This is a genomic window from Chelativorans sp. YIM 93263 (assembly GCF_028767125.1).
Taxonomy (GTDB): domain Bacteria; phylum Pseudomonadota; class Alphaproteobacteria; order Rhizobiales; family Rhizobiaceae; genus Chelativorans.
Genome location: NZ_JAKCWP010000003.1, coordinates 130,170 through 152,043, shown reverse-complemented (window position 1 = coordinate 152,043; position 21,874 = coordinate 130,170). Strand labels below are relative to the sequence as shown.

Sequence of the window (21,874 nt, the reverse complement as noted above, 5' to 3'; positions counted from 1 at the left end):
TTGGGGGGCGTCGGCGAAATCGGAATGAATTTTGCGCTTTACGGCTATGGCCCGCCGAATGCGCGCAGATGGATCGTTGTCGATTGCGGTGTCACCTTCCCCGGGCCGGACTTGCCGGGCGTCGACTTGGTTCTGCCGGACATTCGCTTTCTCGAAGAAGAGGTCGAAAATCTAGCCGGCATCATCATCACCCATGCCCATGAGGACCACTATGGCGCGGTGCTCGATCTGTGGCCTCGCCTGAAAGCGGACGTCTGGATGACGGCCTTTGCCGCCGGCCTTCTCGAGGCGAAGCGGGCTGGTGATCCCACGGCGCGTGATGTGCCGGTGACGATCTTTCAAGCGGGGGAGACCTTTACGGTTGGTCCCTTCTCAATTGAGGCGATCCAGGTCACCCATTCGATTCCCGAGCCTGTGTCGCTCGCGATGACCACGCCAGCCGGCACCATTATCCACACCGGCGATTGGAAAATCGACCCGGCACCCGCACTCGGCCCCAAGACGGACGAGGCGCGCTTCCGCACGCTGGGAGAGAATGGCGTCCTGGCGCTCATTTGCGATTCCACAAACGCAATGCGTGAAGGTGAATCGCCTTCCGAGGAGGCGGTGGGTGCCGGCCTGAGGGGAGTCATCGAGGAAGCCGAGGGCCGCGTGGTCGTCACCACATTCTCGTCCAATGTCGGCCGCATCCGCGCGGTTGCTGAAGCCGCACGCGATTGCGGACGGCAGGTTCTCGTCCTCGGGCGATCCCTTCAGCGGGTCATCGAAGTGTCCGCTGAACTCGGCTATATGGAGGGCCTGCCGCCGTTCCTGTCGGAAGAGGATTTTGGCTACATACCACGCGAAAACGCCGTCGTTCTGTGCACAGGAAGCCAGGGTGAATCACGTGCGGCATTGGCAAAGCTGTCTCGGGATGAGATGCGCAATGTTGCGCTGTCCCCTGGCGATACCGTTGTGTTTTCGTCACGCGTAATTCCCGGCAACGAAAAGCCGATTCTCACCATTCAGAACCGGCTCATTGAGCAGGGTGTAAAGATCATTGAGGATAAGGACGCGCTTGTCCATGTCTCGGGCCACCCCCGCCGCAGCGAACTGAAGCAAATGTACGAATGGGTGAAGCCGCGAATCCTTGTGCCTGTTCACGGCGAGGCGGCGCATCTTTCCGCTCATGCCTCGCTCGCAGCTACCGCGGGCATTCCGGAAGTTGCACAGGTGCGCAATGGCGACATGCTGCGGCTTGCGCCGGGGCCGGCCGAGATCATTGACGAGGTGCCAGTAGGGCGCATCTTCAAGGACGGAAAAATCGTCGGCAACGATGATGAAGTCGGTGTGCGTGAGCGGCGCAAGCTGTCCGTTGCCGGCCATGTTGCAGTCAATGTCGTGCTCGATGAAGGCTATGAGTTGGCTGGCGATCCCGACCTTGTCGCTCTCGGAGTTGCAGAGAACGACGCGCGCGGTGCGCCCTTGGAGGAGATCATGCTGCAAGCGGCGATCGGAGCCGTATACGGTATTCCGCGCTCGCGAAGGAAAGATCTTGATCTGGTGGGGGAAGCGGTCCGGCGTGCTGTCCGTGCCGCGGCCAACGATGCGTGGGGGAAGAAACCGATTACCACGGTCTTCGTCACCCAGTAGGAGTGAGTGAAGTGCTCGGCAGGCTAAATCATGTAGCGATTGCTGTTCCCGATCTGGAAGCCGCCACCGCGGTGTATCGGGACACGCTGGGCGCGCGCGTTTCCCAGCCGCAGAGCCTGCCGGAGCATGGCGTATCAGTCGTGTTCATCGATCTGGATAACACGAAAGTCGAGCTGCTCGAGCCACTGGGGGATGCCTCTCCCATCGAGAGTTTCCTGCAGAAGAACCCTTCCGGTGGGATACATCATATCTGCTACGAAGTGGATGACATCCGGACTGCCCGCGATCGGCTGCTTGCCGATGGCGCCCGGGTGCTGGGAGATGGACAGCCGAAAATCGGGGCCCACGGCAAGCCGGTTTTGTTTCTCCATCCCAAGGACTTCATGGGCACGCTTGTTGAGCTGGAACAGGTGTGACGGCACGCCGCGTCGCACAAGAATTTAAACCATTGCCCTTCAGCGCTATTTTGGCGCAAAGCAGACCAACCGTTAAGCAGCCTCTAGTGGCGTTTACACCAGCGGCATTTGCCTCAACTTTCGAGCTTTCCTATGGACTGGATTTCACTCCTCGCCGTTTTCTTCATCATCTGGTGGGTCGTATTGTTCGTCTCGCTCCCGATCGGGCTGCGCACCCAGGATGATGAGGAGGACGTTGTTCTCGGCACGACATCCAGTGCGCCACGCGGACCCCATATGCTGAGAGCTCTGATCCGCACAACTGTGCTGACCACAATTGTGTTTGCGATTTTTTACGTGCTCACGCGTGTGCTGGGATATTCTATCGACGATATCCCGCGCATTGTTCCTGATTTTTACTGATAGTGCTTTAGGGAAGAATAGGGCAAAAAAAATGCAAGGCATTACGCCTTGCAACTAAACGCGTCCGGCCTTCTTCCGTTTCTTAAACGGCGGCTGCGAGACACCGCGCCAAGACCGTATCCTCCCAAGACTTTTGACCGCGCTTATGGGAAGCGGATTGAACTCCACTCCCTTTTTTGTACGTGCTACACTAGACTATATTGTCATCCAATGTCACGAAAAATTTTGCAATATCGCTTTCCTGTTACCGACATGGTTACCACGCGCGATGAGATTGCGTGAGCCGCGTCCTCATGCCTGGCTTTTCAACGCGCCACGAAATGGATAAGAAGCGAAGGCCATATTCATCGGCGGATTTGATTCCGTTCTCACCTCTCATGCAGGCTCATTCATGCGATTGTCGCGCTATCTCCTACCGATCTTGAAGGAAAACCCCCGCGAGGCTGAGATCATCTCGCACAGGCTCATGTTGCGTGCTGGAATGATTCGCCAGCAAGGGGCGGGCAGTTTCTCCTGGCTACCGCTGGGAAAGCGCGTGCTTGACCGGGTTTGCCGTATCGTTCGCGAGGAGCAGAACCGCGCCGGCGCCCAGGAAATCCTGATGCCCACGATCCAATCGGCCGACCTGTGGATAGAGAGCGGACGCTACGACGATTACGGCAAGGAGATGCTGCGCATCACCGACCGGCACGAGCGCAAGATGCTCTACGGCCCCACCAACGAGGAGATGGTCACCGACATCTTCCGCGCCTATGTGAAGTCATACAAGGACCTGCCGCTGAACCTCTATCACATCCAGTGGAAGTTCCGTGACGAGGTGCGCCCCCGCTTTGGCGTCATGCGCTCGCGCGAGTTCCTTATGAAGGACGCCTATAGCTTCGACCTGGATTTCGAAGGTGCCAAAGCCGCTTACAACCGCATGTTCGTCGCCTACCTGAGAACCTTCACCCGCATGGGGCTGAAGGCCATTCCCATGCGCGCCGATACCGGGCCTATCGGCGGCGATCTTTCCCACGAGTTCATTATCCTCGCCTCGACGGGCGAAAGCGAGGTGTTCTGCCACAAGGATTTCCTGGACCTCCCCGTGCCGGGAGAGAACGTGGATTTCGGCAACGATGCCGAGGTTGCCGGTATCGTGTCGGAGTGGACTGCACCTTATGCAGCGACAGACGAAATGCATGATGAAACGGCCTGGACCGAGGTGCCGGAGGACAAGCGGCTTACGGCGCGCGGCATCGAGGTGGGGCACATCTTCCACTTCGGCACCAAGTATTCCGAACCCATGAAGGCGTCCGTCACGGGGCCCGACGGGCAGGAGCATTTCGTGTCCATGGGCTCCTACGGCATCGGTCCTTCGCGCCTTGCCGCCGCCATTATCGAGGCGAGTCACGACGACAATGGCATCATCTGGCCGGAATCCGTGGCGCCATTCGATATCGCGCTCATCAACATGAAGGTTGGAGATCCCGAGTGTGATCGCATCTGTGGGGAGATCTATGGCGGGCTGCAGAATAGCGGCCGCGAAGTGCTCTATGACGACACGGACCAGCGGCCTGGCGCGAAATTCGCCACTGCCGACCTGATCGGTTTGCCCTGGCAGATCATCGTGGGTCCGCGCGGCATTGCCAATGGCGAGGTCGAGGTGAAAAATCGCGCGACCGGGGAGCGCGAGACCGTCCCGATTCCGTCCGTGGCCGATCGGTTCGGCGCACGCTGATGGCGGAAGCCGCGAAGGCACACGGGGGCATAAAGCCCTTCTCCTACTTCGAGCGTCTTGTAGCGTGGCGTTACTTGCGCTCGCGGCGCAAGGAGGCCGTGGTCTCGGTCATCGCCTCGATTTCCTTCATCGGTATCATGCTTGGCGTTGCGACCTTGATAGTCGTTATGGCGGTCATGAACGGATTTCGCGATGAGCTGATGACGCGGATTCTCGGCGTCAACGGCCACATCGTGGTCCAGCCGATCGACATGCCGCTGGACAACTACGATGAGATCGCCGCCCGCATTGCCGAAATTCCGGGCGTGGAACTCGCCGCGCCTCTGGTTCAAGGGCAAGTGCTGGCCTCCGGCCGAAGCGGTGAAGGGACTGGTGCCATCGTTCGCGGAATGCGAACCGAGGACCTGACCAGCATGGACCTTATCGCTGGAAACGTTAAACAGGGAAGTCTGGTAGACTTCGCAGCGGGTGAGGGGGTGGCTATCGGCTCGCGCATGGCGCAGTCTCTCGGTCTCGTGGTGGGGGACGCTATCACCCTGGTCTCCCCTGAAGGAGACGTCACGCCTTTCGGGACGACGCCGCGGGTGAAATCTTATCCGGTCACCGCGATCTTTGAAGTCGGCATGTCGGAGTACGACGCGACAATCGCCCTGATGCCGCTCCAGGAAGCGCAGATTTATCTCGGCGTGGAAGATCTGGCGCAGCTGATCGAGATTTTCGTGAACGACCCCGACGATGTTGATTCCTACCGGCCACTGATCGAGGAAGCCGCGCAGCGTCCGGTGGCCATTTCAGATTGGCGGCAGCGGAACCGCACGTTTTTCTCCGCGCTCGAGGTGGAGCGCAATGTGATGTTCATGATCCTAACCATGATTGTTTTGGTTGCCGCGCTTAACATTATCTCCGGCATGATCATGCTGGTGAAGGACAAGGGGCACGACATCGCGATACTGCGCACCATGGGTGCCACGGCCGGCTCGATAATGCGCATTTTCCTGATGGCAGGCGCGGCCATTGGCGTGACCGGAACGTTTGCCGGATTCCTTCTCGGAACTCTCCTGTGCCTCAATGTCGAATCCATCCGCCAGTTTTTCTCCTGGCTTTCCGGAACCACCATTTTCAATCCGGAAGTCTATTTCCTTAGCCAATTGCCCGCCAAGATGGAGACGGGCGAGACCCTCTCGGTTTTGTTGATGGCGCTGATCCTGTCCTTCCTGGCCACGTTATTCCCTGCTTGGCGCGCCTCGCGTCTCGATCCTGTCGAAGCGTTGAGATACGAATAAATGTCCGAAACCATCCTTGAGCTGAAGTCGGTCGAGCGGCATTTTATCCAGGGGACGGACAGGCTAACGATTCTCAACGGTGCCGCCTTTACGTTGAAGTCCGGCGAGATGGTGGCTCTTGCCGCCCCGTCGGGAGCGGGCAAGTCGACGCTTCTGCATATCGCCGGCCTGTTGGAACAGCCCGATGGCGGCGATGTCGTCATCAATGGGCGCTCCTGCGCCGCGTTACCGGACGACGAACGCACGGCGATACGCCGGAGCGAGATCGGCTTCGTGTACCAGTTTCATCATCTGCTGCCGGAATTTACGGCGCTGGAAAACGTGATGATGCCGCAGCTTATCTCAGGCCTCGGGCCGGCCGACGCGCGCGAGCGCGCCGGCCAGCTTCTTGCCTACATGAAGCTTGAGAAGCGCATGGAGCACCGTCCGGCAGAGCTTTCCGGCGGCGAACAGCAACGCGTGGCCATCGCCCGGGCCGTGGCCAATGCACCGCTGGTGCTCCTGGCGGACGAGCCGACGGGAAATCTCGATCCTACTACGGCTAGTTACGTTTTCGATGCGCTGGAAGCGCTGGTGCGCCAATCCGGTCTTGCGGCTCTGATTGCCACGCACAACGAGCAACTTGCCGCCCGGATGGACCGGCAGGTGACCCTTTCGGAGGGGCAACTGGTAGAGGTCGGCGGCGCGCAGTAGGCTTTGGCGCTGGGAGCGTGGAACAATCATTTCCTCGCACTTTGCAGACATGTGCGGAGGATTCCAAAATCAGCTAGCGATTTCAGATAAAAGGAAAGAATGGTGCGGTCGAGAAGACTCGAACTTCCACGGGTTGCCCCACAGCGACCTCAACGCTGCGCGTCTACCAATTCCGCCACGACCGCACACGGAAAGACCGGTTCGCACCGGCCAACGCGCATGTAGCAAATCGCTTTTCGCGAGACAAGCCCGATGATTGGCAAAACCCGTTAAAAAGATTGCAAGGTCGCATTGCCGGTCGCGCGCGCCTATGTAGGAACAAATGTGCAGATCACGCCGCCCTGTGGAGCCAAGAACATGAGCCAAGCCGTTGCATCGCGCCCGGGATTCCTCCCCCACGTGCCGACACAGCCGGTGGAGTGGAGAATCGAGCCGGGTCTGACGCCCTATGACGAAGCGATTGCATTTATGGAGAGGCGGGCGGAGGCCATTCGCGCGGACAATGCCCGCGAAATGGTGTGGCTTGTCGAGCATCCGCCGCTCTACACAGCGGGAACGAGCGCCGATTCGCACGATCTGCTCGATGCCAGCCGTTTTCCGGTTTATAAGACCGGGCGCGGCGGTGAATACACCTATCATGGCCCGGGCCAGCGGGTCGCCTATGTTATGCTGGATCTTAAGCGGCGCCGGGAAGACGTCCGCGGGTTTGTCACCGCACTTGAGGATTGGGTTATCACCGCTCTCGCGTCATTCAATGTGCGCGGCGAGCGCCGGAACGGGCGTGTCGGCGTCTGGGTTCAGCGCCACGATAAGGCCCCCTTGCCCGACGGCACACCGATGGAAGACAAGATCGCTGCCATCGGAATTCGCCTTCGCCGCTGGGTCAGCTTTCATGGCATAGCTGTGAACGTCGAACCCGACCTTTCACACTATTCTGGCATCGTGCCCTGCGGTATTTCCGGCTTCGGCGTCACGAGCCTCGTCGATCTTGGCTTGCCGGTCACGCTGGACGATTTCGACATCGCGCTCAAGCAGGCCTTTGAGGAGATACTCGGGCCTGCCCAATTCTAGAATCGGACAAGCCGGACCGAAAAATCTGATTGGCGGTTTCTGCCGGCCAACGGGCCGGACGCGCTCAAAGAGCTCCGATCCATGTTGCGGCGACGACGATAAACGAGCTGACGGCCACGAGCGACACAACGTCCTGAACGAGATCAAACATTTCAATTCCCTGTGCATAAGGTGCAATATGATCTTGATATGAGCCTTATATGTTCTGTAAATGTTCTCGTCAACAGTCAAAGTGATTTGAAAGTGGCGCCTGGGTACGTCGCGTAAGCAGGGATAAAATCGGCGCAAATGAGAAATGGGCGTGAGGGTGAAGCGAACTGCCTCAGGTGAGGGGCAACGTGAAGGCTTCGCCCTCGAAGGCATTCGCTCCCCGGCCGATGCTCCGAATAGCCTCCACCATCCGGCCCTGACGCTGCAATACTTCGTCGGCGAGCGCGACGATGCGGATATTCGGCGTGGCAGATGGAGAAAACCTGCGTAGTTCCTGTGCGATCGCGGTCTCACTACGATCCGGCTGCAACGCGGCGGCGATCGAGTATGCGGCGGCCGTGGAGCGGCTTATGCCGGCAAAGCAATGGACGACCAGTGGCGATGAGCGGTCCCAGGTGCGCGCAAACTCCAGAAGTGTTTCGACATGCATGCGCGAAGGCACGACATAGCCCGGCATCTCCTCGATGATGTCGTGCATGGATAGGTGCAGGCAGCAGGCGGGTTCAAGATGGGCCGGGCGTTCAAAAATCGATCCGGTAGAAAGCAGCGTGATCAGATGCTTGGCACGCGTGGTCTGGAGTGTCGCTTCAAGACGGGAGAGGGGGGTTACATGGATCATGCTTGCACCTTGCTCTCGTTCTCGCGCCAATGCCGCAATGCGGCTGATAGCTTTTCAAACGCCGCTTCGCTGCCCGGTAACCCGATCCGTAGTGCATCGCGATCGCGGTCGAACGCGCGCACGAGAATTCCCGCTTTCCCGAGTGCATTAAAGAGATTTTCGGCCTCGCGCGTGCGCAGAAAGCGGAACAGCGGCGTACCGCCGGCGGCGGCAAATCCGCTTTCGGCGAGCAGAACGTCAAGCGCGGCCATTCGTTTCGCCAGCCGCGCGCGCATTGCCGTCTGCCAATCGATATCAGAAAGGGCGGCAAGGCCGACCGCAAGCGCGGGACCGCTGACTGCCCAAGGACCGAGCCTGGAACGCAAAGCCTCGGCAAGGGGGCGCGCGGCGACGGCGAAGCCGAGGCGCAGGCCGGCAAGCCCGAAGAACTTTCCGAAGGAGCGCAGCACCACGATTCCGCCCGCCTCCACATCCGCGTCGAGACGCTCCTCCTGCGGTCCCACGTCCATGAAGGCCTCGTCCACCATGAGAAGCCCGCCCCTCGCCCGCATATGCTCGGCGAGCGCTAGAAGATCGCGGCGGCGGATGACCCGGCCGTCGGGATTGTTCGGGTTGACGAGAATGGCCAAATCCGCCTCGAAGAGCCCAGCGAACTCGGCGACCTCGCAGACCGAGTGCCCGGCAAGCGCCGCCGCGCGCCGGTGCTCGGCATAAGTCGGCGAGAGCACGGCCGCCTTACCGGGCGATATCAGTCCGGCGACCAGCGGCAACAGGATCTGCGTTCCCGGCGCAGGCACGATATTGGCGCCGTCCGGGGCGTCATAGGTCCGGGCGGCGATGCCTGAGAGCTCCTGAAGCGATGTCTCTTCTGGAAGTCGCGCAAAGGCGCTGGCCGGAAAGTCGGGAAGCGGATAGGAGTAGGGATTGATGCCTGTGGAAAGATCGAGCCACGGCTTCGGAGCGTTCGGGAAAAGCGCTTCCGCGCTCGCCAGGCTGCCGCCATGATCGGTCACGTCTTTCACCGGGTTGTCCATACGAAGTGCCATGTCGATTCTTCTAGCCTTCCTGTCGCTCACCATTGAACTGGCGTTCGGCTATCCGGACCGCCTGTTCCGCGCCATCGGTCATCCGGTCACCTGGATGGGCCGGCTGATCGGCTCTTTGGACGGGACGCTCAACCGGGAAGAATGGACCAAGCAAAGCCGCCGCGCCGGCGGCGTCGCGGCGCTCATCATACTGATTGCAATTGCTGGAATCACCGGTTGGGCCATCCAGTCGCTCCTCGGCGCGGGCGTGGGGCTTGCGGTCACGGCCGTCCTCGCCAGCACGCTTCTCGCCCAGCGAAGCCTCCGCATCCATGTCGAGGCGGTCGCCCACGCGTTGGAAACGGAAGGGCTGGACGGCGGGCGCAGGGCCGTCTCGCAAATCGTCGGCCGCGATACCGCGGCACTCGACGAGGCAGGCGTCTCCCGCGCGGCCATCGAAAGCCTGGCGGAGAATTTCTCCGACGGCGTGGTGGCGCCGGCCTTCTGGCTGGCAGTGATCGGCCTGCCGGGGGCGCTCGCCTACAAGGCCGTCAACACCGCCGACAGCATGATCGGCCACCGCACCCCGCGCCACGAAGCCTTCGGCTGGGCTGCTGCCTGCTTCGACGATCTCGTCAATCTTCCGGCGTCGCGTCTGAGCGCGCTGCTCATTCTCATCGCCGCGCACCTCACCGGCGAGGGCTCTCCGGCAAAGGCTTGGCGCACGGTGTCTCGGGACGCCGGCCGGCACCGTTCGCCCAATGCGGGATGGCCGGAAGCGGCGATGGCGGGGGCGCTGGGCCTGGCGCTTGCCGGACCGCGCAATTATGGCGGCGTCTTGGTGCAGGACGCCACCATGGGCGAGGGCGGACGGCACGAGGCGACGGCCGCCGATATCCGCCGCGCCCTCAGACTCTACCGCGCGGCCGATGCGGTGCTGATCACTCTTCTCGGCGTATTGGCGGGGCTCTTCATGCTGCATGGCTGAGAAGACCGTCGAGGCCGAGATGGGCTTCAAGATGCCGCGCCAGCGCGTCCAGCGTATTCTCGACCCCGGCCTCGTAGTCGAGGCTCGAGGCTGCACTGCCCAGCCGCCTGAGCCAGGCCGAGCGTTGCCGGTCGTCGGCGAAAAGCCCGTGCACATAGGTCCCGAAAACCTGCCCGTTTGAAGATACGGCGCCGTCCGCCCGTCCGTCGGCAAGCTGCGCGAACGGTCGTGCGCAGTCCGGCCCTTCGGTCCGCCCCATGTGCATTTCATAGCCCTTGAAGGACGTACCGTCCGCCGTCCGGCCCTCGGCAGCGGTGAGCGTCTTTTGCGCGATGAGCGTGGTCGCGACATCGAGGAGGCCGAGGCCCTCCACCGTGCCGGGCGCTCCCTCGATCCCGCTCGGGTCGGCGATCGTTCGGCCGAGCATCTGATAGCCCCCGCAAAGGCCGAGCACATAGCCGCCGCGCCTCAGATGGGCGGCGATGTCGATGTCGAATCCGGCGGCCTTCAGGGCATTGAGGTCCGAGATCGTGGTTTTGGAGCCGAGGAGCAGCACAAGCGCGGCATCGCCCGGCAAGGCCGCACCGGGCCAGACCCGCACCAACTCCACGTCCGGTTCGGCCTCAAGCGGGTCGAGGTCGTCGAAATTCGAGATATGCGGCAGGATCGGCACGGCGATCTTGATGCGGCCACCGACACTGCGTGGGACATATTTCTGCGTTAGTGCCAGCGCATCTTCCGCCGGCAGGCGCCGCGCCTCTTCGAAGAAGGGGATGAGCCCGACGGGCGCCCATCCGGTCAGCCGCGCGATCTCCTCCATGCCCGATGAGAACAGGGCCGGGTCGCCGCGGAAGCGGTTGACGACGAAGCCACGGATCAGCGCCGCGTCCGCCGGATCGATCACGTGCTTCGTCCCCACGAGACTGGCGATGACACCGCCGCGGTCAATGTCGCCGATCAGCATCACGGGAAGCTTCGCCGCCTGCGCGAAGCCCATATTGGCGATATCGTTTTTCCGCAGATTGGTTTCGGAGGCACTGCCTGCACCTTCGACAAGGACGAGATCGGCCTCCTCCCGCAGGCGGTGAAAGCTATCGAGCACGCGGGGAAGCAGGTCAGGTTTCCAGGACTGGTAAGCGGCTGCCTTGGCCGTGCCGAACACATTGCCTTGGACCACCACCTGCGCGCCGACGTCACTTTGCGGCTTCAAGAGCACCGGATTCATGTGAACGCTCGGTTCCACGCGCGCCGCGCGCGCCTGCAGCGCCTGCGCCCGGCCGATTTCCCCGCCGTCGGCGGTCACGGCGGCATTGTTCGACATGTTCTGCGGCTTGAACGGCCGGACGCGGAGACCGCGATTGACGAAGGCGCGGCAGAGACCGGCGACGATCAGCGACTTGCCGACATCGGAACCGGTGCCCTGGAACATCAGCGCGCGGGACATTGCTAAAACTCGATGCCCTGCTGCGCCTTCACGCCGGCGGAGAAGTGATGCTTCACCTGTCCCATTTCCGTGACCAGATCGGCGGCCTCGACGAGTAGCGGCTTGGCGTTGCGCCCGGTCACCACGACATGCAGGTCGGGCCGGCGTGCTCCCAGCGTCTCGACGACCTTCTCGAGATCCAGATACTCGTAGCGCAGCGCAATGTTGAGTTCGTCCAGAATGAGGAGGCCGACGGACGGGTCGGCCATCAGCTCCGTCGCCTTTTGCCAGGCACGCTCGGCAGCGGCGATGTCGCGCTTCAGGTCCTGCGTCTCCCAAGTGAAGCCTTCACCCATCGTGTGCCACTCGACCTGGTCGCCGAAGCGGGCGAGGGCATCCTTCTCGCCCGTGTGCCAGGCACCTTTGACGAACTGCACGACGCCGACGCGACCGCCATAGCCCAGCGTCCTCAGCGCCAGGCCGAAGGCGGCGGTGGACTTGCCTTTCCCCGGACCCGTATTGACGATCAGAAGGCCCTTTTCGATCTTCTTCTCCGCCACCTCGGCGTCCTGAACGGCCTTGCGCTTGGCCATCTTCGCCTTATGGCGTTCGGCGTCCTTTTCTTCGATCTCGCGCATTTCACTTCACCTTCATCGGCAGGCCGGCGACCATGAAGACCACATTGTCGGCCTCCGCCGCGACCAGTTGGTTGAGGCGTCCCGCCGCATCGCGGAAACGCCGGGCGAGCGCGTTCTCCGGCACGATCCCCATGCCCACCTCGTTCGAAACGACGTACCAGGGGCCATGCGGCTTTCCAAGGATCTCGACGAGGCGTCGGCATTCCTCGTCGATGTCGCCTTCCGCCAGCATCACATTGGTCAGCCACAATGTCAGGCAGTCGGTCAGCACCGGGCCTCCGCCCGAATTCCGGACGAGGGCGCCGGCAAGGTCCAGCGGCGCCTCGACCGTTTTCCAGCGTCCGTCGCGCCGGTCACGATGCTCTGCGATCCGCTCCCGCATCTCTTCGTCATAGGCTTGGGCCGTGGCGATGTAGGTCCACGGTGCGGGATGACCCTCGACGAGCGCCTCAGCGTGGCGGCTCTTACCCGAGCGCGCGCCGCCGAGGATGAAGGTCAGATGCCTCTTGTCACGCAAAGCTGCTGCGCGCCGCGCCCAGCCCTTCGGCAAAGCGCGTCCGGAGAATGCCGACCGCTGCCCCCAGAAGCACCCAGAACACCAGATTGGTCAGCGTCACCGCCACCACGAAGCTGTGATGCAGTTCGGCCGGCACCGCGGTGTCGTGCGTTGCCGGTTGCGGTGCGCCGACGAAGTGGGGCGCGATGATCAGCGCCACTCCGAGCACGGCCAGAAGCGGTTGCCTGCCGAAGGCGATAAGCGCCAGGCCGCCGGCAGTCGCGCACACGGTTGCGATCCACCACGTCTGCCTGGCGAGCAGGTCTGCTGCCGGCATCCCCGGCAGTTCCGGCGGCAGGCCAAGTCCCGGCGCGAGCGTGAAAACCGCAAATCCGGCAAAACCCCAGACGAGCCCCTGGCGCCAGCTGCTGATCCCACCGGCGAGTTCTGAAACAGCGACCAGCAGCAGGCCGAAACCAACCCCGGTCACGACGTTGGCGAGAGCTGTGTAGATTGTCCGCTCGGCACCATCCGCCGGCGCCCAGGCATCTTCGTTATGATGGTGCCCGGACGCAGCCGCATCCTCGTGGCCATGCTCATGGGCGTGGCCGTGGGCGGCGTTGGCGCCTGCCTCATAGGTTTCCGCTTCGAGAATCAACGGCACGGTGAAAAAGGTCTGCAGGCCCGTCATCGCGATACCCGCGAACAGACCGGCGATCGCGGCGAGGAACACCGCGTTGCGTAAAACCGACATATCTGAGCCTCGGCTGCTTAGTGGCAGGGAAATGCCATGGAATGCCGGTAGTCATGCCCGGCATTGTGGAGCACGTCGGATTGGGCAAAGCCCACGAATCCGACGATGAACGTCCCCAGGAGGCCGGCCAACAGAAGTGGAAAAAGACGGGATCTTACTGATTCGGCTGCGCCGAGTGTCGTTGATGCAGTCATTGGTCAGTCCTTTTACCCTCCACCCGAGGGAGTTGGAGGCTTCGTTTCCGCCGGCGGCAGGTCTCCTGGCTCGCGGGTCTCGGCTTCGCCCGCCTTCCCGGAACGCAAAGGCTCCAGTGGCGCTCGGGCTAAGCTCATCGCTCACAGTTGCGGGGGCAGCCGCGGATTGGGGTGTTCGCCCGTACCGCGTTCCCTCTTTCATCCCCAAAGGGAACCGACGACGCGCGAACCTTAACTGAAATGTGCGCGCGGGCAAGATGATTTTTCTCGCGTTGACAGCGTCGTCGTCCCGGCTCTAAATGGCCGCCGATGGTTCTCTCGCCTGTGACGGGCGGGAGCTAAGAGGGAATGCGGTGCGCCTTCGGGCAACTCCGCAGCTGTCCCCGCAACTGTAATCGGAGAGCCTCCGCCACGAGGCCACTGAAAGCCCGCCCGGGCGTTCGGGAAGGCGGCGGAAGGCGCGGATCCGTGAGCCAGGAGACCTGCCGTCGTAATTGTGAACTCCGACCGCCTGGCGGGTGACCCGGGCAAAGGATATGACTTTGAAAAACGACTTTTCAGAACCGGCGGACTCCCTCCCTGCCTGCAATGTCACTGAACCGGACCCACTTGGCTCGGTAACCGTGGTGGTCTGCAGCTCATGCCGCCGCCCCGGCGATCCGGATGACGTACCCCGTCCGGGCAGCAAGCTTGCCAAAGACACGGTTGAAGCCGGAGCCGAAGCCGGCGTGCGCGTTCGGCAGGTGGCCTGCCTCGGCAACTGCAAGCGCGGCCTCTCCGCCGCTCTGCTGCGCGAGGGGTGCTGGTCCTATGTCTTCGGCGATTTGCAGCCGGACAGCGGCGCAGACCTCGTTGCCGGTGCGACGCTGTTCGCCCGCTCGGAGGACGGCTTCATACCCTTCCGCGAACGGCCACAAGCACTCAAGCGCGGCCTCATCGCGCGCATTCCCACCTATGACAGCTTGAAGGAGATAACATGACCGCCGCTCTCCAACGCGTACCCTGCACGGTGATCACCGGTTTCCTGGGTGCCGGCAAGACGACGCTGATCCGCAACGTGCTGGAGCAGGCGAACGGCCGCCGCATCGCGGTTCTCGTCAACGAGTTCGGCGATATCGGCATCGACGGCGAGGTGCTGCGCGGCTGTGGTCTCGAAGGCTGCTCGGATGACGACGTTCTGGAGCTCGCCAATGGCTGTATCTGCTGCACCGTGGCCGACGATTTCGCTCCTGCGCTCGATAGGATCCTAGCGCTCGAGCCCAAAGTCGATCACATCCTGATCGAGACTTCCGGCCTTGCCTTGCCGAAGCCGCTGGTACAGGCCTTCAACTGGCCAGGCATCAAGAGCCGCGTCACGGTCGATAGCGTCGTGGCCGTGGTCGACGGGCCGGCGCTGGCAGAGGGCCGCGTGGCCGCCGATATGGAGGCGCTGGAAGCGCAGCGGGCAGCCGACGAGTCGCTCGACCACGACGACCCCATCGAGGAAGTCTTCGACGATCAGGTCGCCTGCGCCGATCTCATCATTCTCTCCAAGGCCGATCTTCTGGACGAGGGCGATCTGGTCAGTGCCGAGGGCCGGATGAACGGCCACGTGCGCCCCGGTGCCAAGATCGTGCCCGGCATGAACGGCAAGGTCGATGGCGGTGTGCTGCTCGGCCTCGGGCTTGCTGTCGAAAACGACATCGAAAACCGAAAGACCCATCATGACGGTGCCGACGATCACGAGCATGACGACTTCGACACTTTCGTGCTCGACCTGCCGACGGTGACTAGCCCTGACGAGCTGGCGCGCAAGGTGTCTGCCGCGGCGGAAGCGGAAAACGTGCTGCGTCTCAAGGGCTTCGCCCATGTGGAAGGCAAGCCGATGCGGCTTGTGGTTCAGGCCGTTGGCCCGCGCGTGACGCATCATTATGATCGCCCTTGGAAGCCGGATGAAGAGCGCGGAACGCGCCTCGTCGTCATCGGGCTGAAGGGCCTCGACAGGGCGGCAGTCGAAAAGCTTCTGGCGGCATGAAGCCATGCATATCCTCGCCACCAGCTCCGCCTCGCTCGACGACCTGATCGAGCCGGTCGACCTTCGCCAGTCCCCGGCGGAGATGGTGGCGCTGTCCTTCACCGACAGCGATCTGGCAGGTCTGGCCGCCGCGTGGAAGGCGGACGAAAACGTGCTGCCGTCACTTCGGCTCGCACCGTTGCGCGAACTGCGCCACCCCATGTCCGTGGATCTGTGGATCGACAGTGTCGCGGCCCATGCGCGCGTCGTCGTCGCCCGCGTTCTCGGCGGCTATGACTGGTGGCGCTATGGCTGTGACCAACTCGCCGCGACGGCGCGCGAAAAGGGCATCGCGCTGGCGCTGTTGCCGGGTGAAGGCGGTGAACGCGACGACCGGCTGGCGTCGCTCTCCACGGTTTCCGGGGAAGCCTACGAAAGGCTGCTCGCCTGCTTCCGCGAAGGCGGGCCGGAGAATATCGGCCTTGCCGTGCGTCATATGGCGCGGCTGGCGGGTCATGAAGTAGAGGCAGGCGAGCCCCGCCCGCTGGAAAGGGCGGGATATTACGCGCCGGGCAAGGGCGTGGTGGACTTGGAGCATTTCACCGCCTTACAGGGCCAAGCGGCCCATGCTGGCGCCAGCCTTGCGAGCATCGCGCGCGCAGCCGATGCCGATGGTCCATCACATCGCCCCGTCGTACCCATCATCTTCTACCGCTCAATGTTGCTGGCCAGCGACGTCGCCCCCATCGACGCTCTGACAAAGGCGCTGGAGGAGCGAGGCATCCTCGCCGTGCCCGTTTTCGTCGCCACCCTGCGCGACGACATCTCCCGCCAGCTCCTCGATGAGATGGTGAAGGCACTGCAGCCCGCCACTCTCATCACCGCCACCGCCTTTGCCAGCAGCATGGAAGGCGAGGATGAGGCGCTTTTCGACCGCCTCGGCCTGCCGGTCTTCCAGGTCGCCATCGCCACCACCCGGCGCGAGGCGTGGGCGGATGGCGACCGAGGCCTTGCCCCGGCCGATCTCGCCATGCATGTGGTTTTGCCCGAGTTGGATGGGCGCATCATGGCCGGCGCCATCTCCTTCAAGGAGCCGCAGGAGGCCGACCCCGCCCTTGCCGTCGGCCTGCAGGTGAACCGGCCCGAGCCCGACCGGGTGGAACAGGTGGCCGACCGCATCGCCGCCAATCTCAAGCTGCAGGTTACGCCCCGTGTGGATCGAAAGCTCGCCATCATCCTCCCGGATTATCCGGCGGCGACCGGGCGCAGCGGCTACGCTGTGGGCCTTGACGTACCGCAAAGCGCGATAGAAATGCTGCGCGACTTAAAGGCGGAAGGCTATCACGTCGAAGATATTCCCGAGACGCCGCGCGATCTGATGCGCCGCCTCGAACGCGAAGGCGCGGCGCTTCCCGCCGAGGATTATGCCGCCGCCGCTACCCAAGTGCCGAAGGAAGCCCGCGAAGTTGTTGAAGCCGCATGGGGCGCGCCGGAAGACGATCTCGTCGACGGTGCCTTCCAATTCCGCGCCGCCCGCTTCGGCAATGTCACCATCTGCTTTGCGCCCGACCGCGGCCGCTCGGCCGACCGGCGGGTGGACTATCACGACCCGTTCCTCCCACCCCGGCATCACCTGATCGCCTTTGGCATATGGCTGCGCGAGGGGCTTGGCTGTCACGCGCTCGTGCATCTGGGCGCCCACGGCACGCTCGAATGGCTGCCCGGCAAGGCGGTAGCGCTGAGCCGGACCTGCTTTCCGGAAATCGTCGCGGGACCGCTGCCCGTCGTCTATCCTTTCATCGTCAGCAATCCGGGCGAGGCGGCTCAGGCCAAGCGCCGCATCGCCGCCGTCACGCTCGGCCATCTCACGCCGCCGCTTGCCGGCGCTGGTCTTTCCGAGGACCAGCAGGCGCTCGAGCGCCTGGTCGATGAGTTCGCGCAGGCCGAAGGCCTCGACCGCCGCCGCCGCGACCGGCTGGCCGGACTGATCGTCGAGACGGCACAAAGGACCGGGCTTGCCGGCGAGGCCGGGGTATCGCAGAGCGACGATCCGGAAGAAGCCCTGCTCAGGATCGACGCCTGGCTCTGCGACCTCAAGGATTTCGCCGTCAAGGACGGCCTGCACATCTATGGCCGATCGGAGGAGAACGCCGAACCCATGCGGCGGCAAAGCGCGGAACGCGAGCGCATGGCCTTCATCGCCGCACTTGACGGCAAGCGCGTGCCTCCCGGCCCCTCGGGCGCGCCGTCGCGCGGACGCACCGATGTGCTGCCTACGGGCCGCAATCTCTTCACAGCCGACCCACGCACCCTTCCGACACCGACCTCCATGGCGCTCGGCCAAGCCGCCGCCGAGGAGATCGTGCGCGGCTACATGCAGGAGCATGGCGACTATCCCCGCGCGCTGGTGATGGATCTTTGGGGCAGCGCGAGCTTGCGAACCGGCGGCGAGGAGATCGCGCAAGGCCTGGCGCTCATGGGTTGCCGCCCGCAATGGGACACGGCCACCGGCCGCGTCACCGGCATCGAGGTGCTTCCGCCCGCCGCCATCGGCCGCCCGCGCATCGACGTGACCTGGCGCATTTCCGGTCTCTTCCGCGACATGTTCCCCGTCCAGATCGCGCTTATCGACGCGGCTGTCGCTGCCGTCGCCGCGCGTGAGGAGGCGGAGGACGAAAACCCACTGGCGCAGGCCGCGAGAGGCGAGGGCAGAGCGCCCGCGCGCATCTTCGGCTCCGCGCCCGGCACCTATGGCGCTGGTATAGAGGAGCGTCTATCACGCGGCGAGTGGGAGGAACGCACGGAATTGGGGCAAGCCTATCTCGGCGCCGCCTCGCACGCTTTCGGCGGCGCGGAAGGGGAGGGGCGCGAGGTGCCCGGCGCCTTCGCCGAGCGCGTGGCCGGCGCCGACCTCCTGGTGCACACCGGGGACGACCCCGGCCGCGACATTCTCGAAGGTACGGCCGACGTGGCCTTCATTGGCGGCTTTTCGGCGGCCGTTTCCGCACTGGGCGGCAAGGCCGATCTCGTCGTGCTCGACACCACCGACCCTGCCCGCCCGCGCGCCCGTTCGCTTGCTTCGGCGGTTACCCGCGCCGTCCGGGCACGTGCCCTCAACTCGCGCTTCATCGAGGGCCAGATGCGCCACGGACCGCGCGGAGCGGCGGAATTCGCCGAGACCGTGGACCGGCTGGTCGGCTTTGCCGAGACGACCGAGGCCATTTCTCCTGCGCTGATCGAAGCGGTGCACGAGGCCTATCTGGAAGACGAGCACGTGCGCGACTTCATGCTGCGCGAAAACCCGGCCGCACTCCGCGCCGTGGCCGAGCGCTTCGCCGACGCCCGCCGCCGCGGTCTATGGCACCCGCGGCGCAATTCCGTCGACAACGATCTTGCCGAATTGATCGCCGAAGCACAGGCGGAGGAAGCGGCATGAGCTTGGCACGCGGCGCCTGTCCCACACTGTTCCAGCCGATGCAGACCGGCGACGGCCTGCTCGCGCGCCTCAATCCGGTGGGCGGAGCCCTCAACGGGCGCCAACTCGCCGGCCTTGCGCAGGCCGCAAAACGCTTCGGCAACGGCATCATCGAGATCACCGCGCGTGGCAGCCTGCAGATCCGCGGTCTGACGGAGGAAAGCACCGGCGGGCTAGCTGCCGAAGTCGAGTCGCTCGGGATCGCCGTGCGATCCGGGCTGCCGATCGACACCAACCCGCTCGCCGGACGCGATAGCGAAGAGGTGGCTGACCCGCGCGATCTTGCGCGCGAGATCGCCGAGCGCGCCGCGGCGCTCGGATTGTCGGAGCGGCTGGGGCCGAAGGTGTCTGTTACTGTGGATGGCGGCGGAGCGCTTGGCCTCGGTGGCATCACCGCGGATGTGAAACTGGAGGGGATGGCGCAGTCTTTCGCGGACACTGTTGAAGTGGATTCTAGTCGGTCCGGTGGAGTGCCCCCCTCACCGACCCGCTTTGCGGGCCACCTCTCCCCCGCAAGCGGGGGCGAGGAAGGGCGCGCGGGCATCGCGGCCGGCGATTCCTCGCCCCCTCTATGGGGGAGAGGTGCCGAGCGAATGCGAGGCGGTGAGGGGGTCACGCGGCACAAGAATATCCGCTCGAACGAAAATGAGACGGTAAGGGGGAGCGGCGGCGGCAATACCGGCCATTGTGCTTCCAATATAACGTGGGTTATCCGCGTCGGCGGCACATCGGCTACCGCCCGCGTGCTCGGCCACTTCTCACAAGACAATGCGGTCGAGACCACCGTCCGTATCCTTCGGGCCATCGCCGAGCGAGGTCTGAACGCTCGCGCCCGCGATCTTTCCGAAAGCGACCTGGCCGCGATCACCGGTCGCGGATCCTCACCCACAGCTGCCCGCACCGAACCAACGCGCCCACCAGTTGGCCGTTATGCGCTATGCGATGGCAAACAGGCGCAAGGCGTCGCGCTCGCCTATGGCCAGATCGAAAGCGAAGCGCTCGCCGGTTTCGCCCAAAGCATCGGCGAAATCCGCCTGGCGCCAGGTCGCGGCCTGATCGTTCTCGACGTTGCGGGCGGAGAAGAAACAGCGCTCTTGGCCGCCGCCGAAAGGGCAGGCCTCGTCACCGAGCCTGCCGACCCACGCCTCGCTATCGCCACATGCGCGGGCAGTCCCGCATGCGCTTCGGCGCATCTGGCCACGAAACGCCTGGCCGACCGGCTGGTGGCGCGGCGGCCGGATCTTGCGCGCCAAAGCCCGGTCCACATTTCCGGCTGCGAGAAACAGTGCGCCCGGCCTTCAGGCCCCGTGATATCGCTTCTGGGCAGCGGCGAAGGCTATCGCATCGTGAACGACGGCGCGGACCCCGCACCGGATCTCAAGGCGCTGCTCGTCGAACTGGCCGAGGAAGAGCGCGCCTCCACGCAAGGGCAACATTCATGAGCACCCATTCCGACTACATCCGCGACGGCGCCGCCATCTACGAAAAGTCCTTCGCCATCATCCGGGCGGAGGCGGACCTGTCGCGATTTTCCGAAGCCGAAGCCGCTGTGGCGATCCGCATGATCCATGCTTGCGGCATGGTGGAGGCGGCGCGAGATTTCATCTTCTCATCCGGCTTCGTGGAGGCGGCGCTGACCGCACTGGCAAACGGCGCGCCGATCTTCTGCGACGCCGAGATGGTGGCCCACGGCATCACGCGCGCCCGGCTCCCCGCCGGCAATGATGTGGTCTGCACGCTGCGCGATTCGCGCACGCCCGAGATGGCGGAGAAGGTCGGCAACACCCGCTCGGCCGCCGCGCTCGAACTTTGGCGCGACCGGCTGGAAGGTTCGGTTGTCGCCATCGGCAACGCGCCAACGGCACTCTTTTATCTCCTCGATATGCTCGCGGCCGATGCGCCGAGGCCGGCGGCCATCATCGGCATGCCGGTCGGCTTCGTCGGCGCGGCGGAATCGAAGGAAGCGCTGGCGGCGGGCGACCATGGCATTCCGTTCGCCGTCGTGCGCGGGCGGCTCGGCGGCAGCGCCATGACGGCGGCGGCGGTGAACGCATTGGCGAGGGCAGGCATATGAGCGGACAATTGATCGGCGTCGGCACCGGGCCGGGCGACCCGGAACTCATCACGCTCAAGGCGGTCAACGCGCTCGCGCGCGCCGATGTCGTGGCCCATTTCGCAAAGCGCGGCCACGTTTCCAATGCGCGCACGATTGCCGCCGCGCATATCGGTCGGAAAGCAGTGGAATTACCGCTTCTTTATCCGGTGACGACGGAAATCCCCAAGGACGACCCGGCCTATAAAAAGGTCATCCAGGACTTTTACGAGGAATCCGCCCGGACCGTGGAAGAACACCTTGCGGCGGGCCACACGGTCGTGGTGCTGAGCGAAGGCGACCCGCTGTTCTTCGGCTCCTACATGCACCTACATGTACGGTTGGCGCACCTTTATCCGACGGAGGTCGTCGCCGGCATCACCGCCATGTCCGGCTGTTGGTCGGCTGTCGGCCTGCCTATCGCCCAGGGCGACGATGTGCTGTCCGTACTGCCCGGTACGCTGCCGGAGTCGGAGCTTGCCCGCCGGATGGACGGCGCGGACGCCGCGATTATCATGAAGGTCGGCCGCAACCTGCCGAAGATCCGCCGCGCGCTCGAGACCGCCGGCAAGCTTGGCGAGGCTGTCTTCGTAGAGCGCGGCACCATGGAGGCGATGGTGACCATGCCCCTTTCCGAGAAGCCGAACGACAAGGCAGCCTATTTTTCCATTGTGCTCGTGCCGGGATGGCGTGGGCAAGAGATCAATGCGGACGTCGCGGACCACCCCGGATCAAGCCCGGGGCAGGCTCTCT

Annotated in this window: 20 protein-coding genes, 1 tRNA gene, 1 pseudogene and 2 riboswitches; of the genes and pseudogenes, 14 read left to right on the top strand and 8 right to left on the bottom strand. The window is 63.8% G+C overall.

Annotated elements, in window-relative coordinates; genetic code table 11:
* Positions 1 to 24: 24 nt before the first annotated feature.
* The 6 genes from LY631_RS07765 (at position 25) to LY631_RS07740 (ending at position 6,143) form a co-directional block, all read left to right on the top strand.
* Entirely contained in the window at positions 25 to 1,632 is a 1,608-nt protein-coding gene (locus LY631_RS07765; protein WP_445082862.1) for a ribonuclease J, read from the top strand.
* Positions 1,633 to 1,643: 11 nt separating this feature from the next.
* A complete protein-coding gene (gene mce / locus LY631_RS07760) occupies positions 1,644 to 2,048 on the top strand; it encodes a methylmalonyl-CoA epimerase (RefSeq protein WP_274424638.1) in 405 nt (134 codons plus the stop codon).
* Between the two features lie 132 nt (positions 2,049 to 2,180).
* Positions 2,181 to 2,450 carry a DUF1467 family protein gene (locus LY631_RS07755; RefSeq protein WP_274424637.1) on the top strand — a complete coding sequence of 90 codons (270 nt, stop codon included), beginning with the start codon at positions 2,181 to 2,183 and terminating at the stop codon, positions 2,448 to 2,450.
* A gap of 391 nt (positions 2,451 to 2,841) precedes the next feature.
* Positions 2,842 to 4,167: a proline--tRNA ligase gene (proS, locus tag LY631_RS07750; RefSeq protein WP_274424636.1), complete on the top strand. Its 1,326-nt coding sequence runs from the start codon at positions 2,842 to 2,844 to the stop codon at positions 4,165 to 4,167.
* Positions 4,167 to 5,450, top strand: coding sequence for a lipoprotein-releasing ABC transporter permease subunit (locus LY631_RS07745; RefSeq protein WP_274424635.1), 1,284 nt, complete (start codon positions 4,167 to 4,169; stop codon positions 5,448 to 5,450). The genes proS and LY631_RS07745 overlap by 1 nt, the downstream gene beginning before the upstream one ends.
* Positions 5,451 to 6,143, top strand: coding sequence for an ABC transporter ATP-binding protein (locus LY631_RS07740; RefSeq protein WP_274424634.1), 693 nt, complete (start codon positions 5,451 to 5,453; stop codon positions 6,141 to 6,143).
* A 100-nt stretch (positions 6,144 to 6,243) separates the two neighbouring features.
* On the opposite strand, the gene LY631_RS07735 is transcribed toward LY631_RS07740, so the two are convergent.
* Positions 6,244 to 6,328, bottom strand: a tRNA-Leu gene (locus LY631_RS07735).
* 172 nt (positions 6,329 to 6,500) lie between these two features.
* Here LY631_RS07735 and lipB point away from each other — a divergent pair.
* Positions 6,501 to 7,214: a lipoyl(octanoyl) transferase LipB gene (gene lipB, locus LY631_RS07730; RefSeq protein ID WP_274424633.1), complete on the top strand. Its 714-nt coding sequence runs from the start codon at positions 6,501 to 6,503 to the stop codon at positions 7,212 to 7,214.
* A 322-nt stretch (positions 7,215 to 7,536) separates the two neighbouring features.
* On the opposite strand, the gene LY631_RS07725 is transcribed toward lipB, so the two are convergent.
* Together LY631_RS07725 and cobD are read right to left on the bottom strand one after the other, a co-directional pair.
* On the bottom strand, positions 7,537 to 8,043 hold the full coding sequence (locus LY631_RS07725; protein ID WP_274424632.1) for a tyrosine phosphatase family protein: 507 nt from the start codon (positions 8,041 to 8,043) through the stop codon (positions 7,537 to 7,539).
* Positions 8,040 to 9,089 (bottom strand): threonine-phosphate decarboxylase CobD, encoded by a 1,050-nt coding sequence (gene cobD, locus LY631_RS07720; protein ID WP_274424631.1) that lies wholly within the window; start codon positions 9,087 to 9,089, stop codon positions 8,040 to 8,042. The genes LY631_RS07725 and cobD overlap by 4 nt, the downstream gene beginning before the upstream one ends.
* On the opposite strand from cobD, the gene cbiB reads away from it, so the two are divergent.
* Complete coding sequence (gene cbiB, locus LY631_RS07715; RefSeq protein ID WP_274424630.1) at positions 9,088 to 10,056, top strand: adenosylcobinamide-phosphate synthase CbiB; 969 nt, start codon at positions 9,088 to 9,090, stop codon at positions 10,054 to 10,056. The two genes, cobD and cbiB, sit on opposite strands and share 2 nt — an antisense overlap.
* Here cbiB and LY631_RS07710 read toward each other — a convergent pair.
* The 5 genes from LY631_RS07710 to LY631_RS07690 are packed head-to-tail and all read right to left on the bottom strand — an operon-like array spanning position 10,040 to position 13,561.
* Complete coding sequence (locus LY631_RS07710) at positions 10,040 to 11,500, bottom strand: cobyric acid synthase (protein ID WP_274424629.1); 1,461 nt, start codon at positions 11,498 to 11,500, stop codon at positions 10,040 to 10,042. The two genes, cbiB and LY631_RS07710, sit on opposite strands and share 17 nt — an antisense overlap.
* 2 nt (positions 11,501 to 11,502) lie before the next feature.
* On the bottom strand, positions 11,503 to 12,117 hold the full coding sequence (cobO, locus tag LY631_RS07705) for a cob(I)yrinic acid a,c-diamide adenosyltransferase (RefSeq protein WP_274424627.1): 615 nt from the start codon (positions 12,115 to 12,117) through the stop codon (positions 11,503 to 11,505).
* Between the two features lies 1 nt (position 12,118).
* Positions 12,119 to 12,634, bottom strand: a complete 516-nt coding sequence (gene cobU / locus LY631_RS07700; RefSeq protein ID WP_274424626.1) for a bifunctional adenosylcobinamide kinase/adenosylcobinamide-phosphate guanylyltransferase — start codon at positions 12,632 to 12,634, stop codon at positions 12,119 to 12,121.
* Positions 12,627 to 13,367, bottom strand: a complete 741-nt coding sequence (locus LY631_RS07695) for a CbtA family protein (protein WP_274424625.1) — start codon at positions 13,365 to 13,367, stop codon at positions 12,627 to 12,629. Before LY631_RS07695 ends, cobU begins: the two co-directional genes overlap by 8 nt.
* Positions 13,368 to 13,384: 17 nt before the next feature.
* Positions 13,385 to 13,561, bottom strand: a complete 177-nt coding sequence (locus tag LY631_RS07690) for a CbtB domain-containing protein (protein WP_274424624.1) — start codon at positions 13,559 to 13,561, stop codon at positions 13,385 to 13,387.
* Between the two features lie 38 nt (positions 13,562 to 13,599).
* Positions 13,600 to 13,795: riboswitch (cobalamin riboswitch) on the bottom strand.
* 59 nt (positions 13,796 to 13,854) lie between these two features.
* A riboswitch (cobalamin riboswitch) is annotated at positions 13,855 to 14,065 on the top strand.
* Positions 14,066 to 14,097: 32 nt separating this feature from the next.
* On the opposite strand from LY631_RS07690, the gene LY631_RS07685 reads away from it, so the two are divergent.
* The 6 genes and pseudogenes from LY631_RS07685 to LY631_RS07660 form a co-directional block, all read left to right on the top strand.
* On the top strand, positions 14,098 to 14,541 hold the full coding sequence (locus LY631_RS07685; protein ID WP_274424623.1) for a DUF1636 family protein: 444 nt from the start codon (positions 14,098 to 14,100) through the stop codon (positions 14,539 to 14,541).
* On the top strand, positions 14,538 to 15,575 hold the full coding sequence (gene cobW, locus LY631_RS07680; protein ID WP_274424622.1) for a cobalamin biosynthesis protein CobW: 1,038 nt from the start codon (positions 14,538 to 14,540) through the stop codon (positions 15,573 to 15,575). The genes LY631_RS07685 and cobW overlap by 4 nt, the downstream gene beginning before the upstream one ends.
* Positions 15,576 to 15,579: 4 nt before the next feature.
* Entirely contained in the window at positions 15,580 to 18,990 is a 3,411-nt protein-coding gene (gene cobN, locus LY631_RS07675; RefSeq protein WP_274424620.1) for a cobaltochelatase subunit CobN, read from the top strand.
* Positions 18,987 to 20,471, top strand: a complete 1,485-nt coding sequence (locus LY631_RS07670) for a hypothetical protein (protein ID WP_274424619.1) — start codon at positions 18,987 to 18,989, stop codon at positions 20,469 to 20,471. The genes cobN and LY631_RS07670 overlap by 4 nt, the downstream gene beginning before the upstream one ends.
* Positions 20,468 to 21,103, top strand: a complete 636-nt coding sequence (locus LY631_RS07665; protein WP_274424618.1) for a precorrin-8X methylmutase — start codon at positions 20,468 to 20,470, stop codon at positions 21,101 to 21,103. The genes LY631_RS07670 and LY631_RS07665 overlap by 4 nt, the downstream gene beginning before the upstream one ends.
* Positions 21,100 to 21,819, top strand: a pseudogene (locus tag LY631_RS07660) (precorrin-2 C(20)-methyltransferase); the annotation flags it as partial. The gene LY631_RS07665 and the pseudogene LY631_RS07660, both read left to right, overlap by 4 nt.
* Positions 21,820 to 21,874: the final 55 nt, after the last annotated feature.